Annotated in this window: 13 protein-coding genes; 8 read left to right on the forward strand and 5 right to left on the reverse strand. The window is 59.0% G+C overall.

Annotated elements, in window-relative coordinates; translation table 11 throughout:
- The first annotated feature begins 188 nt into the window (after nt 1-188).
- Genes GSR16_RS00365 through GSR16_RS00375 form a run of 3 tightly spaced genes read left to right on the forward strand, consistent with a single transcriptional unit; the run spans nt 189 to nt 3,894 of the window.
- Complete coding sequence (locus GSR16_RS00365; RefSeq protein ID WP_159874622.1) at nt 189-1,895, forward strand: proline--tRNA ligase; 1,707 nt, start codon at nt 189-191, stop codon at nt 1,893-1,895.
- On the forward strand, nt 1,895-2,533 hold the full coding sequence (locus GSR16_RS00370) for a lytic transglycosylase domain-containing protein (protein ID WP_159874623.1): 639 nt from the start codon (nt 1,895-1,897) through the stop codon (nt 2,531-2,533). The genes GSR16_RS00365 and GSR16_RS00370 overlap by 1 nt, the downstream gene beginning before the upstream one ends.
- Nucleotides 2,534-2,586: 53 nt before the next feature.
- Nucleotides 2,587-3,894, forward strand: coding sequence for an Nramp family divalent metal transporter (locus tag GSR16_RS00375; protein WP_159874624.1), 1,308 nt, complete (start codon nt 2,587-2,589; stop codon nt 3,892-3,894).
- A gap of 249 nt (nt 3,895-4,143) precedes the next feature.
- Here the strand turns inward: GSR16_RS00375 and GSR16_RS00380 are convergent, their stop codons facing one another.
- The 5 genes from GSR16_RS00380 to GSR16_RS00400 all read right to left on the reverse strand — a co-directional run bounded on the left by GSR16_RS00380 (nt 4,144) and on the right by GSR16_RS00400 (nt 6,773).
- Nucleotides 4,144-4,641, reverse strand: a complete 498-nt coding sequence (locus GSR16_RS00380) for a MarR family winged helix-turn-helix transcriptional regulator (protein ID WP_159874625.1) — start codon at nt 4,639-4,641, stop codon at nt 4,144-4,146.
- A 238-nt stretch (nt 4,642-4,879) separates the two neighbouring features.
- Complete coding sequence (locus GSR16_RS00385; RefSeq protein WP_159874626.1) at nt 4,880-5,419, reverse strand: RDD family protein; 540 nt, start codon at nt 5,417-5,419, stop codon at nt 4,880-4,882.
- Between the two features lie 22 nt (nt 5,420-5,441).
- Entirely contained in the window at nt 5,442-5,831 is a 390-nt protein-coding gene (locus GSR16_RS00390) for a DUF3106 domain-containing protein (protein WP_159874627.1), read from the reverse strand.
- On the reverse strand, nt 5,824-6,210 hold the full coding sequence (locus GSR16_RS00395; protein ID WP_159874628.1) for a DUF3619 family protein: 387 nt from the start codon (nt 6,208-6,210) through the stop codon (nt 5,824-5,826). The genes GSR16_RS00390 and GSR16_RS00395 overlap by 8 nt, the downstream gene beginning before the upstream one ends.
- Entirely contained in the window at nt 6,207-6,773 is a 567-nt protein-coding gene (locus GSR16_RS00400; RefSeq protein ID WP_159874629.1) for an RNA polymerase sigma factor, read from the reverse strand. The genes GSR16_RS00395 and GSR16_RS00400 overlap by 4 nt, the downstream gene beginning before the upstream one ends.
- Before the next feature lie 225 nt (nt 6,774-6,998).
- Between GSR16_RS00400 and ilvB the strand changes: the two genes are divergently transcribed.
- The 5 genes from ilvB (at nt 6,999) to GSR16_RS00425 (ending at nt 13,433) form a co-directional block, all read left to right on the forward strand.
- The gene (gene ilvB / locus GSR16_RS00405; protein ID WP_159874630.1) at nt 6,999-8,765 is read left to right on the forward strand and encodes a biosynthetic-type acetolactate synthase large subunit; all 1,767 of its coding nucleotides are present in this window, start codon (nt 6,999-7,001) and stop codon (nt 8,763-8,765) included.
- A 10-nt stretch (nt 8,766-8,775) separates the two neighbouring features.
- A complete protein-coding gene (gene ilvN, locus GSR16_RS00410) occupies nt 8,776-9,267 on the forward strand; it encodes an acetolactate synthase small subunit (RefSeq protein ID WP_059284698.1) in 492 nt (163 codons plus the stop codon).
- A 64-nt stretch (nt 9,268-9,331) separates the two neighbouring features.
- Nucleotides 9,332-10,348 carry a ketol-acid reductoisomerase gene (gene ilvC, locus GSR16_RS00415; RefSeq protein WP_159874631.1) on the forward strand — a complete coding sequence of 339 codons (1,017 nt, stop codon included), beginning with the start codon at nt 9,332-9,334 and terminating at the stop codon, nt 10,346-10,348.
- A gap of 229 nt (nt 10,349-10,577) precedes the next feature.
- Nucleotides 10,578-11,330: a CDP-diacylglycerol--serine O-phosphatidyltransferase gene (gene pssA, locus GSR16_RS00420; RefSeq protein ID WP_159874632.1), complete on the forward strand. Its 753-nt coding sequence runs from the start codon at nt 10,578-10,580 to the stop codon at nt 11,328-11,330.
- Nucleotides 11,331-11,636: 306 nt separating this feature from the next.
- Nucleotides 11,637-13,433 (forward strand): 2-isopropylmalate synthase, encoded by a 1,797-nt coding sequence (locus tag GSR16_RS00425; RefSeq protein ID WP_045845775.1) that lies wholly within the window; start codon nt 11,637-11,639, stop codon nt 13,431-13,433.
- The last annotated feature ends 283 nt before the right edge of the window (nt 13,434-13,716 follow it).

Raw genomic sequence — 13,716 nt, forward strand, 5'->3', positions numbered from 1 at the left:
AGTACAGCGCCAAGCTAATGCTGTAGCGCTGCGTGTTTTCTTTTCGGCCCTGTCGGGGGAAAACGACAAAGTCGCACATGGCAACCCATGCGAGGACCGGCTGCTGAAGGCTGCCGACAGGATGCTTTCCCGTCACCCGTGCAAACCGCTACAATCAACCCCATTTAGCCGAATACCAAGGACGCATCATGCGCGCATCGCAGTTTTTCATTTCCACCCTGAAAGAAGCCCCCGCCGACGCCGACATCACCAGCCAGAAGCTGATGATTCGTGCCGGATTCATCCGCAAGGTTGCTGCCGGTATCTATTCCTGGATGCCGATGGGCCTGCGCGTGGTGCGCAAGGTGGAAAACATCGTGCGCGAAGAAATGAACCGTGCCGGTGCCATCGAAGTCTCGCTGCCGGTGGTACAGCCGGCCGGACTGTGGCAGGAGTCTGGTCGTTGGGACACGATGGGCGAGGAGATGCTGCGCTTCAAGGATCGTCACGAGCGTGACTTCGCCTTGCAGCCCACCGCCGAAGAAGTGATTACCGACATTGCCCGCAGCGAGCTGCGCAGCTATCGCGCCTTGCCGAAAAACTTCTACCAGATCCAGACCAAGTTCCGCGACGAACGCCGCCCGCGCTTTGGCGTGATGCGTGGCCGCGAATTCACCATGAAGGATGCCTACTCCTTCGATCGCAGCGCCGAAGCCGCCGGCGTCAGCTACGACAATATGTACCAGGCCTACTGCCGCATCTTTGATCGCCTGGGCCTGACTTACCGCGCCGTGGCGGCCGATACCGGTGCCATCGGCGGTGACCGCTCGCACGAATTCCAGGTGATTGCCGACACCGGTGAAGATGCCATCATCTACTGCCCGGATTCCGACTACGCCGCCAATATCGAACTGGCCGAAGCCGTGGCCCCGGTTGGCGAGCGCCCGGCAGCCAGCGCCGCGCTGACCAAGGTGCATACCCCCAAAGTCAAGACCATTGCCGATCTGGTCGGCTTCCTCGACATCGACATCAAGAGCACGGTCAAGGCGCTGGTGGTGGAAGGTAGCGAAGGCGAGGCCGTGTTGATGCTGGTGCGTGGCGATCACGAACTGAACGAAGTGAAGGCCGAAAAAGTGGCCGGCATCAAGAAGCCGCTGACCATGGCTTCGCCGGCCATCATCCGTGAGGCTTTTGGCGCCAATCCGGGTTCGCTGGGTCCGGTCGGCTTCAAGGGCCGCATCATTGCCGACCGTACCGTGGCCAAGATGGCCGACTTTGTCATCGGTGCCAACGAAGATGACCAGCACTACACCGGCGCTAACTTTGGCCGCGACTGTGCCGAGCCGGAAGTGGCCGACATCCGCAACGTAGTGGCTGGCGACCCCAGCCCGGACGGCAAGGGCGTGCTGGCCATCCAGCGCGGCATCGAAGTGGGCCATGTGTTCTATCTGGGCACCAAGTACTCGCTGGCCATGAACGCCACCTTCCTGGATGAAGACGGTAAGCCGAAACCTTTCGAAATGGGTTGCTACGGCATTGGTGTCACCCGTATTCTGGGTGCCGCCATCGAGCAGAATCATGACGACAAGGGCATGATCTGGCCGGACAATATCGCACCGTTTGCCGTAGCCATCTGCCCGGTTGGCTATGACCGTTCTGCCGAAGTGAAGGCTGCGGCAGGCAGCCTGTACGCCGAGCTACTGGCCAAGGGCGTGGATGTCATCCTCGACGACCGTGGCGAGCGCCCGGGTGCCATGTTTGCCGACTGGGAGCTGATTGGTGCCCCGCACCGCGTCACCATTGGCGACCGCGGCCTGAAGGAAGGCAAGGTCGAGTACCAGCAGCGTCGTGATGCTGCGGCAACAGCCGTTGCCGCAGATGCTATTCTGGAACATCTGCTCGCCAAACTGTCCTGATGAAAATCCTCCTGTCGCTGCTTGCCCTTACCACCATGCTGGCCTGGTCGCCAGCATGGGCTGGTGCGCAGCGCGAGGAGGCGCTGGCTGCCAATGTGGCATCGGCAATGAGCCGTACCATTGCCGATGTCAACGCCCCGCGGCTGGTGTTTGACACCCCGCAGGAGGGGCAGGCCTGGCTAGCCGAGATGTCGCGCCGTTTGCAAAAACGCATTCCCGACAGCTGGATGCGTGAACGCCTGCTTACCGCCATCCAGTATGAGTCCACCCGTGCCGGGCTGGACCCGCAAATGGTGCTGGGGCTGATTCAGGTGGAAAGCGGCTTCAACAAATACGCCATTTCACCGGTTGGCGCACGCGGACTGATGCAGGTGATGCCTTTCTGGGTAAGGCAGATTGGCAATCCGCAGCATAATCTGTTCGAACTCACCCTCAACCTGCGCTACGGCTGTACCATCCTGCGCCATTATCTGGACATGGAGCGGGGCAATCTCTACCGTGCGCTGGGCCGCTACAACGGCAGCCTGGGCCGTCCCGAATATCCTAATCTGGTGATTGGTGCATGGAAAAAACAATGGGCGTGGACCGCGCCAGTACCAGTCAGAGTGGCAGGCAATAGCCTGCCTTTAGGCCAGTAGATATTGCACGCTATCTGCGTGCATTTTTTTGCCTTTCCGCTTGAGGATGTTGCATGTTTTCCCTCCCCCGCAAGGCAACCGCCCCGTTTTGTCCCGCTGAAGTCCAGGGCAGTATCCGTATCGACGCCCGCGCGCCCTGGTGGCAGCGGCTGCGTCGCTTTGCCGGCCCCGGTCTGCTGGTGGCCGTCGGCTATATGGACCCCGGCAACTGGGCGACCGATATCGAGGCCGGTTCACGCTTTGGCTATGGCCTGCTGTGGATTGTTGTCCTCTCAAGCCTGGTAGCCATTGCCCTGCAGTTGATGGCCGCACGGCTGGGGCTGGTAGCAGGACTGGATCTGGCACAGGCCAGCCGGGCTCGTTATGGCCCGCTTGGCCGCTACTTGCAGTGGCTGAGCGCCGAGCTGTCCATCATTGCCTGCGATGTCGCCGAGGTGCTTGGCTGTGCCTTGGCCTTCAAGTTGCTGTTTGGCATTCCGCTGGCTTGGGGCGTCGTGCTGACTGCCTTTGATACCGTGATCGTGCTGGGCATGAAGGGCAAGGGTTTCCGGCAGATCGAGGCCGTGGTGCTGGGCCTGATCGCTACCATCGCTCTGTGCTTTGCCATCCAGGTGTTCATGGTGGGGCCGGACTGGCAGGCAGTTGCCCGCGGCCTGCTGCCGTCCAGTCCGGGGGACGATCTGCACCAGGCCGTGGTGCTGGGGTTGGGGATCGTGGGGGCCACCATCATGCCGCACAACCTGTATCTGCACTCCTCGGTGGTGCAAACCCGCAAGGTGGAAAGCGGCAAACACAGCCTGCGCGATACCCTGACGCTATGCCGCGTCGATACCGTGGTTTCGCTGCTGCTGGCCATGCTGGTGAACGGGGCCATTCTGGTGCTGGCCGGCTCGGCGTTTCATGCGGTGGGGCAGCCGGTGGTGGATGATATCGAGCAGGCCTATCGGTTGATCACGCCGCTGGCCGGCGGGGCGGCGGCTTTGCTGTTTGGCCTTGCCTTGCTGGCATCGGGCCAGAGTTCCACCCTCACCGGCACGGTGGCCGGACAGGTGATCATGGATGGATTCTTGCAAATCCGCATTCCCTGCTATCAGCGGCGGTTGATCACGCGTGGTCTGGCTTTGCTGCCAGCCTTGCTAGGTGTACTGCTACTGGGCGAAGGGGCAGTCGGGCGTATGCTGGTGTGGAGCCAGGTGGTGCTCAGCCTGCAACTGCCACTGGCGATGTGGCCGCTGCTGCGCATGACGGCCAGTCGGCAACTGATGGGGGAGTTTGTCTTGTCGCCGGGGATGCAGCTGTTGGGCTGGCTGTTGTTTGTGCTGATCTGCGGGGCAAACCTGTTATTGATCATCGGCCTGTAAACGGCAATAAAAAAGCCGCCATAAGGCGGCTTTCAGGCTGCTGAGCAAGTGATTTGGTGCGATTGCTCTGGCCCCGGCAAAGCCGGGCCTTTCGATGAAGTGACTGATTCCGCAGCCTTCCCATCTATTCCCTATCCCCCCGCCCTTAGCCTGTAAGGGAGCCTCGCTTTCTTTTCAGAAAGCGAGAGGGGGTTGTCCAAAATTAGAAAGCCGCCATCCGGCGGCTTTTTTATTGAGTGGGCGTGGTGTTCAGTCTTCCTGGGTTTGCAGTAGCTTTTTCAGCAAACCGGCCAGCTGGATCTTCTCGGCTTCGTCCAGGTTCTCCATCAGTTCAGCCTCTGCGGCCAGGTGATTGACCACGGCCTCTTCAATGACGGCAAAGCCCTTGGCGCTGAGGGTGACGATCACACCGCGGCGGTCTTCCGGGTCGGGCGAACGGTTCACCAAGCCGGCTTCTTCCAGACGGTTGATGCGGTTGGTCAGCGCACCAGAAGAAATCAGCACCATACCTTGCAACTGGTTGGGCGATAGCTGGTAGGGCTCACCACGGCGGCGCAGTGCCGCCAGCACGTCAAACTCGCCGACATTGAGGTTGTAGCGGGCCAGATCCTGCAACACGCGGCGGGTAATGAAATATTCCATCCGCACGATGCGGCCGATAACGTGGGTCGACGAGGGATCGAGGTCGGGGCGTACTTCATTCCAGAGGGCGACGATGCGGTCGATCTGATCAGGCTGTTGATGCATTCTGCGATATTCCAGGTAAGGGAGGGGCGTGGCTTTCCGTTCCGGGCGCAAAGCGTATCATGAGTTGTCGGTGAAGTATCTTTTCATGAAGAGATAAATCTGAGGGCATGTAGCGTGTAAACGGGTCTGCAAGCCAGCAATAGCTGGTCCGGGCACCGATTTTTCAGATCAAGATACCGTCTGCCTGTTGTCGACTGCCTGTGGGTAAACTTGCGACAGTAGCCGGGCTGAATCGGATTCAGCTGCGACTTTTTCCCTTGCCTGGATGAGGTGCCTTGGGCAGGGCAATCTGGCGGGTACGGGCCAGCCTGTCGTGCAGAAACAGCCGGTCCTTGTCGTAAAAGGCGGCCAGGTAGGGCAGGGCGCACCAGGCGAGAGAGATCAGCAACGCTTCGCGGCCATGCCCCAGATTGCGCGACCAGGCCAGATAAGAAATGGCCGGCATGCCGACGAACAGCAGCAGCCCCACCACATAACGAAAGCCGGCCTGCCGCCAGTCAATCAGTTCCATATTGTCTTGTCTGACCAGTTTCAGCCGCCATGCTTTCATGGCCACGGTCTGGCCGGACTTGACCCAACTGCTACCAAAATAACCGAACAGGCTGCCGGCCAGTGCCAGCTGGGTAAGTACATCCAGTAACAGCGAACGGCCCAGCCAAGCTTGCAGGCCGGTCATCAGGGCGGAAACGGTAAGCAACAGGGCTGCAATCAGCAGCAGTTCGTAAAACTGGCTGCACAGTCGGCGGCCAATACTGGCGTCGGTAAAGGATGAAGACATGAAATGGCGGGCTAGTTGACGGTCAGCCGGAAGCCTGTGGCTTGAGCTGGCCTTGTTTCAGGCGCTGGATGGCTTTTTCCCGGTCGGCCGGGGGTAGGCTTTGCAGCGTTTTCCAATTGTTGCGGATTTGCTGGCGTTGTTCCAGCGTCAGGTCGGACCAGATCTTCAGCTTGCTTTGCAGGCGCAATCTGCCGGCGGCATCCAGGCTGCGGTATTCCGGTACGATGGCCAGCAGGTTTTTCTTCTTTTCCGGCGCGTAGCGATCCCATTCCCCGGCCAGCGGGGCCATCACGGTCTGCTGTTCGCTATCCAGCTGATCCCAGCGCGGGTTGGTGAGCGGGCTGGCAACTGCCGGCAGGGCCAGCAGGCTGCCCAGCAGCAGTACGGGCAGAAGGCGGCGCAGACTAGTCATGCATGCTCCCGGAGAAATGCGGGTCCATCAGCACCTCCAGCGGCAGCTCGTGCGACAGGATGGCGGCATCCACCGCTTCTTCCTCCACGAGCAAGCCTTCTGCCAGCCATACGCCGGTACCGGCAACCATGGCAAAACTGAGGGCCAGCATGCTGCGGCGCAGTGCCTGGGTGTGCCGCAGCAGCCACAACGCCAGTCGTTCACCATGACCAGCAGGCTGGCGGATGCGCTCGTCAAAGCGGCCCAGCGCCTGTTCGCGCGCCTGCTGCAGGCGTTGCAGCACGGCGGGGTCGGGTTCCTGACCTGCCTTGTCGAGTATGGTGGTCACGGTGCGGCTCAGTTTGTCTTCGGTAGCAAGCGCTTTGTTCGAGGGTTTCATAGCACCACTCCTTTTTGCTGCAGGATGGCGGCCAGGGTATGGGTGGCACGCGAGCAATGTGTCTTGACGCTGCCTTCCGAGCAGCCCATCACCCTTGCCGTCTCGGCAACGTCCAGTCCTTCCCAGTAACGCAGCAGGAAGGCTTCGCGTTGACGGTTGGGCAGTAGTTGCACGGCACCATCAATCAGTTGGGCAACTTCCTTGCGGGCATACCATTTTTCGGGATTGCTGCTGGCTTCATCGGCAGTGATGTTGAGGACTTCCAGCGGATCTGCCGTTTCGTCTTCCTCACGAGTGGGCAGCAGCGAGGACAGCAGGGTGCCAAAGAAATTTCTTACCTTGGCGCGGCGGAAGTGATCGCGAATGGTGTTTTGCAGGATGCGCTGAAAAATCAGCGGCAATTCCGCCGCCGGTGCATGGGCGTAGCGGTCTGCCAGTTTCATCATGGAGTCCTGCACGATATCCAGCGCGTTTTCTTCATTGCGCACGGCGTACAGGGCTTGCTTGAAGGCGCGACGTTCCACCGACAGCAAAAAGTCGGCCATTTCCTTGCGGCTTGCCATGAGAGAGGGGGATTCGGGTTGATGCCAACGGGAGATAGTAGCAGAGCCCAGACGCCAAGACCACCCTGCGGATTTCCCTGTTTTTACCGTGGCTTAGCGTGTTTTTGCACCTGCACAAAAGCCTTGACCGCTATTTGAGGGATACGCTAAGGTCTTTCATCACAACGGGATGAAACACAAGTCAATTGCCAAGATTGACTGCAAGACAAGACAAAGAGGCAAAAGATGCAGATATCGGGCGCGGAAATCCTGGTCCGTTGCCTGCAGGAAGAAGGGGTCGAATTTCTGTTCGGCTACCCTGGTGGCGCAGTTCTGGAAATTTATGATGCCATCTTCCGGCAGGACAAGTTCAAGCACGTTCTGGTACGCCATGAGCAGGCCGCAGTGCATGCAGCCGATGCTTATTCGCGTTCCAGCGACAAGGTGGGCGTTGCACTGGTGACCTCGGGTCCCGGTGCCACCAATGCCGTTACCGGCATTGCCACCGCCTATATGGATTCGATTCCGATGGTGGTGATCTCTGGCCAGGTGGCCACGCCGGCCATCGGTCTGGATGCCTTCCAGGAAGTGGACATGGTGGGAATTACCCGCCCGTGCGTGAAGCACAACTTCCTGGTCAAGGACATCAACGACCTGGCGGAAACCATCAAGAAAGCCTTCTACATCGCCAAGAGCGGCCGTCCAGGCCCGGTGGTGGTGGATGTTCCCAAGGATGTCACCCAGCAAAGTGCCGAATTCCACTACCCGGAAAGCGTGCACATTCGTTCCTATGTGCCTGCCACCCGCGGCCATCCGGGACAGATCAAGAAGGCCATCAACCTTCTGCTGGAAGCCAAGCGTCCCTACATTTATGTCGGTGGCGGTGCCGTACAGGGCAATGCCGCGGCCGAAGTCACCGAGCTGGTGAAATCGCTGGGCCTGCCGTGTACCAACACCCTGATGGGCTTGGGTGCCTATCCGGGTTCCGATCCGCAGTTCCTCGGCATGCTGGGCATGCACGGCACTTACGAAGCCAATATGGCCATGCAGTACTGTGATGTGCTGATTGCCGTTGGCGCGCGGTTTGACGACCGCGTCATCAGCGTGCCGTCGCACTTCCTGTCGCAGCCGAAGAAGATCATCCACATCGATGTGGACCCGTCTTCCATTTCCAAGCGCGTGAAGGTGGATGTGCCCATCGTCGGCGACGTCAAGCACGTGCTGCGCGAAATGCTGGACATCCTGCGCCAGTCCGGCCAGAAGCCGGATGCCGGTCACCTGGCTGGCTGGTGGAAGCAGATCGAAGAATGGCGTGGCCACAATTCGCTGCTGTACACCCCGTCCACCGAGCTGATCAAACCGCAATTCGTGGTGGAAAAGCTGTACGAGATCACCGGTGGCAAGGCCATTGTCGCCTCTGATGTGGGACAGCATCAGATGTGGGCGGCGCAGTATTACAAGTTCGACAATCCAAAGCAGTGGCTCAATTCCGGCGGCTTGGGTACCATGGGCTTCGGTTTGCCGGCAGCCATGGGCGCGCAACTGGCCAATCCGGATGCAACCGTCGCCTGTATCACCGGCGAAGGCTCCATCCAGATGAATATCCAGGAGCTGTCCACCTGCAAGCAATACCATACCCCGGTCAAGGTGGTGGCGCTGAACAACCGCTACCTGGGCATGGTGCGCCAGTGGCAGGAATTCTTCTACGGAACCCGGTACTCCGAGTCCTATATGGACGCGTTGCCGGACTTCGTGAAGGTGGCCGAGGCCTATGGCCATGTTGGCTTCAAGATCGAAAATCCGTCTGACGTGGAACCGGTATTGCGCGAGGCGTTTGGCCCTGCGCTGAAGGAGCGCCTGGTATTCCTTGATTTCCGTACTGATCAGTCCGAGAACGTGTTCCCGATGATCCAGAACGGCAAGGGCCTGGACCAGATGGACTTGCCGCCGCACATGCGCGATGTCCAGCAGCTTCCTTTCGAGAACAACCGTGACTACGGCAATATGTGCTGAGGCGGACGGTATGAGACATATTCTTTCGATCTTGCTGGAAAACGAGGCGGGCGCACTGTCCCGCGTGGTGGGCCTGTTTTCGGCCCGGGCTTACAACATTGACTCACTGACAGTGTCGACTACCGAGGATCCGACGCTGTCACGGATGACGATCGTCACGCATGGTTCTGACGAAGTCATCGAACAGATCACCAAGCAGCTCAACAAGCTGATCGAGGTGGTCAAGGTGATAGACCTCAACGAATCCGAGCACATCGAACGCGAGATGATGCTGATCAAGGTGCGCGCTACCGGCAAGGACCGGGAGGAAATGAAGCGCATGGCGGATATTTTCCGCGGTCGCATCATCGATGTTACGGAAAAGACATACACCATCGAGCTGACTGGTACGAGCGACAAGCTGGGGGCCTTTATCGAGGCCATTGACCGCGCAGTGATCCTGGAAACGGTCCGTACTGGCGCATCCGGCATTGGCCGTGGTGAACGGGTTCTGAAAATCTGATATATCTATACATCTGGCGGCGGGCCACAGCAGGTGGCCGCCCGGATAACAAGGGACAAAGCAAATGAAAGTGTATTACGACAAGGACGCTGATCTTTCCATCATCAAGGGTAAAAAAGTAGCCATCATCGGTTACGGCTCGCAAGGCCATGCCCACGCCCAGAACCTGAAAGAGTCTGGCGTTGATGTGATTGTTGGTCTGCGCAAGGACGGTGCGTCCTGGAAAAAGGCCGAAGCCGCTGGTCACAAGGTCAAGGAAGTGGCCGAAGCAGTGAAGAAGGCCGATGTCGTGATGATCCTGCTGCCGGACGAATCGCAGCCGGACGTATATCGCAGCGAAATCGCCCCGAACATCAAGAAGGGCGCTGCCCTGGCTTTTGCTCACGGCTTCAACGTGCATTACAACCAGATCGTTCCGCGTGAAGACCTGGACGTAATCATGGTTGCCCCGAAAGGCCCAGGCCACACCGTGCGTTCCGAGTACGTGAAGGGTGGCGGCGTGCCGACCCTGATCGCCGTTTACCAGGACAAGTCCGGCAAGGCCCGTGACGTGGCCCTGTCCTATGCTGCTGCCAACGGCGGTACCAAGGGTGGCGTGATCGAAACCAACTTCCGCGAAGAAACCGAAACCGACCTGTTCGGCGAACAGGCTGTGCTGTGTGGCGGCGCGGTAGAACTGGTGAAAGCCGGTTTCGAAACCCTGACCGAAGCCGGTTACGCTCCGGAAATGGCTTACTTCGAATGCCTGCACGAACTGAAACTGATCGTGGACCTGATGTACGAAGGCGGCATCGCCAACATGAACTACTCCATCTCCAATAACGCGGAGTATGGCGAGTACGTGACCGGCCCGGAAGTGGTGACCTCCGCCACCAAGGAAGCCATGAAAAAGGCGCTGTACCGCATCCAGTCCGGCGAATACGCCAAGATGTTCATCCTGGAAGGCAAGACCAACTATCCGAGCATGACTGCCCGTCGTCGCCTGACCGCCGATCATCCGATCGAGAAGGTTGGTGCCGAACTGCGCGCCATGATGCCCTGGATTTCCAAGAACAAACTGGTCGACCAGTCCAAGAACTGATTTCGAAGTCGGTCAGTGTGCAAAGCCGGGGCAACCCGGCTTTTTTCATGCCTGTGCATCCGGGATGGTGTGGGCTCGCGGTGTTTTTGCCGCCTGTGCTAGCTTGGATTAAACTAGCGGGTTCTGCGCCAAGGCGCCCGATATCCAGATCGTCGACGTATTGACTGCACGGCTTGTGTCGCCGTTGCAATTCAGCGCCGTATCGACCGCTTCGCTTACGGATAACACCATGATCAATGATCCCGTTCCGGGCAAACCCTCCCTGCGCCGCCAGGGCATTTACCTGCTACCCAATTCCTTTACCCTGGCCGCCCTGTTTGCTGGCTTTTATGCCATCGTCCAGGCGATGAACCAGAATTTCCAGATTGCTGCCGTTGCCATTTTTGTTGCCATGATTCTGGACGGCATGGATGGGCGCGTGGCCCGGCTGACGCACAGCCAGAGCGCCTTCGGTGCCGAGTTTGACAGTCTGTCGGACATGGTGAGCTTTGGCGTGGCCCCGGCGCTGGTAGCCTATGAATGGCTGCTGAAAGATATGGGCAAGCTGGGCTGGATGGTGGCTTTCATTCACTGCGCCGGCGCAGCGCTGCGGCTGGCGCGCTTCAATACCATGATAGGTACAACAGACAAGCGCTGGTTTACCGGCCTGCCCAGCCCGGCTGCGGCGGCGCTAGTGGCTGGGTTGGTGTGGATTTGCCATGCCTACGATTACACCGGCCTGCCCGGCCTCAAATGGGTATTGCTGGGTTTCACCGCATTTTCCGGCATCACCATGGTGACCAATGTGAAGTTCTGGAGCTTCAAGGAAATCCACCTGCGTCGTCGCGTACCGTTTGTGATGCTGCTGGCGCTGGTGGTGGCTTTGCTGTTGCTGATGTCCGAGCCGCCGCTGGTGCTGTTCGGCTTCTTTGTCTGCTATGCGCTGTCCGGCTATGTGATGGCGGCCTGGCGCTGGTGCAAACCGAAGCCTGTGATGCTTTGAACCTGCTGTTGGCTGAACAGATCACCCCGTTGGTGCCTGGCGCAACGGGGTTTTTTATTGTCCGCTACGATGTGGCTATTGGACAAAATTGTCCAATTTTTGTCTGAATTGTTCTGATGGTCCGATCATGCCGCTGACAGCTCTTGGTGTCTTTGTTAGCTGATTTTTAAGAAATATTAGACTTAATGTCCAATATTTGCATATTTGACACAGGGATTTTGAATTTTTCCCACATGTTGCACTGCGAGTTTGACGAAATAATGTCCAATCGATACATTGGTTAAAACTTTGCTGCAGGAGCACAACATGCAATTGGACATTGAACGACTGATCGAAGACCTGGGTGGCCCCGGTGCGGTGGCTGAAGGCCTGAGTCAGCTGTTTCCCGATGAGCCGGTCAGCCGTGCAGCAATCTACAAATGGAGAGAACGTGGCAGCCTGCCGCTGTCACAGTTGAACAAACTGGCACAACTAGCCGCCAGCCAGGGCAAGAGATTCGATTTCAACGATTACCTGAACGCCGCCGGGACAGCAGCACAGGGACAAGGGAGAGCATTCGACATGGGCGACCGTCTTTACATTTTTGATACCACCTTGCGTGATGGCGAGCAGTCGCCGGGCGCTTCCATGACCAAGGAAGAAAAGATCCGTATCGCCCGTCAGCTGGAACGTCTGGGTGTGGATGTGATCGAAGCCGGTTTTGCCGCTGCCAGCCCGGGTGATGCCGAAGCCATCCGCGCCATTGCCGAGGTGATCAAGGATTCCACCGTCTGTAGCCTGGCCCGCGCCAACGAGCGCGATGTGCGTGCCGCCGGTGAAGCCATCAAGCCTGCTGCGCGTGGTCGCATCCACACTTTCATTGCTACCAGCCCCATCCACATGGAAAAGAAGCTGCGCATGAGCCCGGATGAAGTGGTGGCTGCAGCGGTAAAGGCAGTGCAGATTGCGCGTGAATATACCGACGATGTCGAATTTTCCGCCGAAGATGCCTTGCGTTCGGACATCGACTTCCTCGCCCGCATCTTTGGCGAAGTGATCAAGGCCGGTGCCACCACGCTGAACGTGCCGGATACCGTGGGCTACGCCGTGCCGCGTGCCACCGAGGCTTTCTTCCGCGAGCTGATCAGCAAGACGCCGGGTGGCGACAAGGTGATCTGGTCTGCCCATTGCCACAACGACCTGGGCATGGCGGTGGCCAACAGCCTGGCCGCAGTTCTGGGCGGTGCCCGTCAGGTGGAATGCACCATCAACGGCTTGGGCGAACGTGCCGGTAATGCCGCGCTGGAAGAAATCGTCATGGCCGTGCGTACCCGCAAGGATATCTTTGCCGTGGAAACCCGTGTCGATGCCACCCAGATCGTGCCGGCGTCCAAGCTGGTGTCCACCGTTACCGGCTATCCGGTGCAACCGAACAAGGCCATTGTGGGTGCCAACGCCTTTGCCCATGAATCCGGCATCCATCAGGATGGCGTGCTCAAGCATCGCGAAACCTACGAAATCATGTCCGCCGAAAGCGTGGGCTGGAGTGCCAACCGCCTGACGCTGGGCAAATTGTCCGGCCGCAATGCCTTCAAGACCAAGCTGACCGATCTTGGCATCGTGCTGGACAGCGAAGAGGCACTGAACGCGGCTTTCGCCCGCTTCAAGGACCTGGCCGACCGCAAGCGCGAGATTTTCGACGAAGACCTGCATGCACTGGTTTCCGACGAAATGGTTTCCACCCTGCAGGAGGACTACAAGTTCGTGTCGCTGAAGATCAACACCGAAACCGGTGAAGCCCCGCAAGCTGCCATCGTGTTTGTCGAGCACGGCGTGGAAAAACGCTGCGAATCCAGCGGCTCCGGCCCGGTAGATGCCGCCTTCAAGGCGATCGAGAGCACGGTCAACAGCGCGGCCGAACTGGAACTGTACTCGGTGAACGCCATTACCAAGGGCACCGAATCGCAGGGCGAAGTTACCGTGCGTCTGGCCAAGGATGGCCGCGTGGTGAATGGCCAGGGTGCCGATACCGACGTGATTGTGGCCAGTGCCAAGGCTTACCTGTCCGCACTGAACAAGCTGAGTAACCGTCAGGAGCGTGTCAAGGCACAAGGCGACGTTTAAGAATTTGATTTTGTTTTCAGCCGGGCTAACTGCCACAGCCCGGGACTGGTCTGACGGATTTTCCCCATCCCGTTCCCGTCAGGCCGGACCCGCCCGGTGGCAGCCATCCGGCAACAGGTTTCAGTTCACCCTTTGATTGAAACCACAGGCTCACAAGGCCGCTTCCCATTCAGCCCCGGCTCACAAGGCCAGTGCGGCAGACAGCCGACCCAGGAGGTCGGCGTTGTCGCGCTGGCGGGCTGACACCAGTCTTACCCTCCCGGCTGTCCCGCGTTATCATCGC

It is taken from the genome of Aquitalea denitrificans (genome assembly GCF_009856625.1).
Lineage (GTDB): Bacteria > Pseudomonadota > Gammaproteobacteria > Burkholderiales > Chromobacteriaceae > Aquitalea > Aquitalea denitrificans.

Excerpts from the sequence above, each read along its gene's own strand:
- GSR16_RS00365 (WP_159874622.1), top strand. The coding sequence starts at position 189 with ATGCGCGCATCGCAGTTTTTCATTTCCACCCTGAAAGAAGCCCCCGCC.
- GSR16_RS00370 (WP_159874623.1), top strand. The coding sequence starts at position 1,895 with ATGAAAATCCTCCTGTCGCTGCTTGCCCTTACCACCATGCTGGCCTGG.
- GSR16_RS00375 (WP_159874624.1), top strand. The coding sequence starts at position 2,587 with ATGTTTTCCCTCCCCCGCAAGGCAACCGCCCCGTTTTGTCCCGCTGAA.
- GSR16_RS00380 (WP_159874625.1), bottom strand. The coding sequence starts at position 4,641 with ATGCATCAACAGCCTGATCAGATCGACCGCATCGTCGCCCTCTGGAAT.
- GSR16_RS00385 (WP_159874626.1), bottom strand. The coding sequence starts at position 5,419 with ATGTCTTCATCCTTTACCGACGCCAGTATTGGCCGCCGACTGTGCAGC.
- GSR16_RS00390 (WP_159874627.1), bottom strand. The coding sequence starts at position 5,831 with ATGACTAGTCTGCGCCGCCTTCTGCCCGTACTGCTGCTGGGCAGCCTG.
- GSR16_RS00395 (WP_159874628.1), bottom strand. The coding sequence starts at position 6,210 with ATGAAACCCTCGAACAAAGCGCTTGCTACCGAAGACAAACTGAGCCGC.
- GSR16_RS00400 (WP_159874629.1), bottom strand. The coding sequence starts at position 6,773 with ATGGCAAGCCGCAAGGAAATGGCCGACTTTTTGCTGTCGGTGGAACGT.
- ilvB (WP_159874630.1), top strand. The coding sequence starts at position 6,999 with ATGCAGATATCGGGCGCGGAAATCCTGGTCCGTTGCCTGCAGGAAGAA.
- ilvN (WP_059284698.1), top strand. The coding sequence starts at position 8,776 with ATGAGACATATTCTTTCGATCTTGCTGGAAAACGAGGCGGGCGCACTG.
- ilvC (WP_159874631.1), top strand. The coding sequence starts at position 9,332 with ATGAAAGTGTATTACGACAAGGACGCTGATCTTTCCATCATCAAGGGT.
- pssA (WP_159874632.1), top strand. The coding sequence starts at position 10,578 with ATGATCAATGATCCCGTTCCGGGCAAACCCTCCCTGCGCCGCCAGGGC.
- GSR16_RS00425 (WP_045845775.1), top strand. The coding sequence starts at position 11,637 with ATGCAATTGGACATTGAACGACTGATCGAAGACCTGGGTGGCCCCGGT.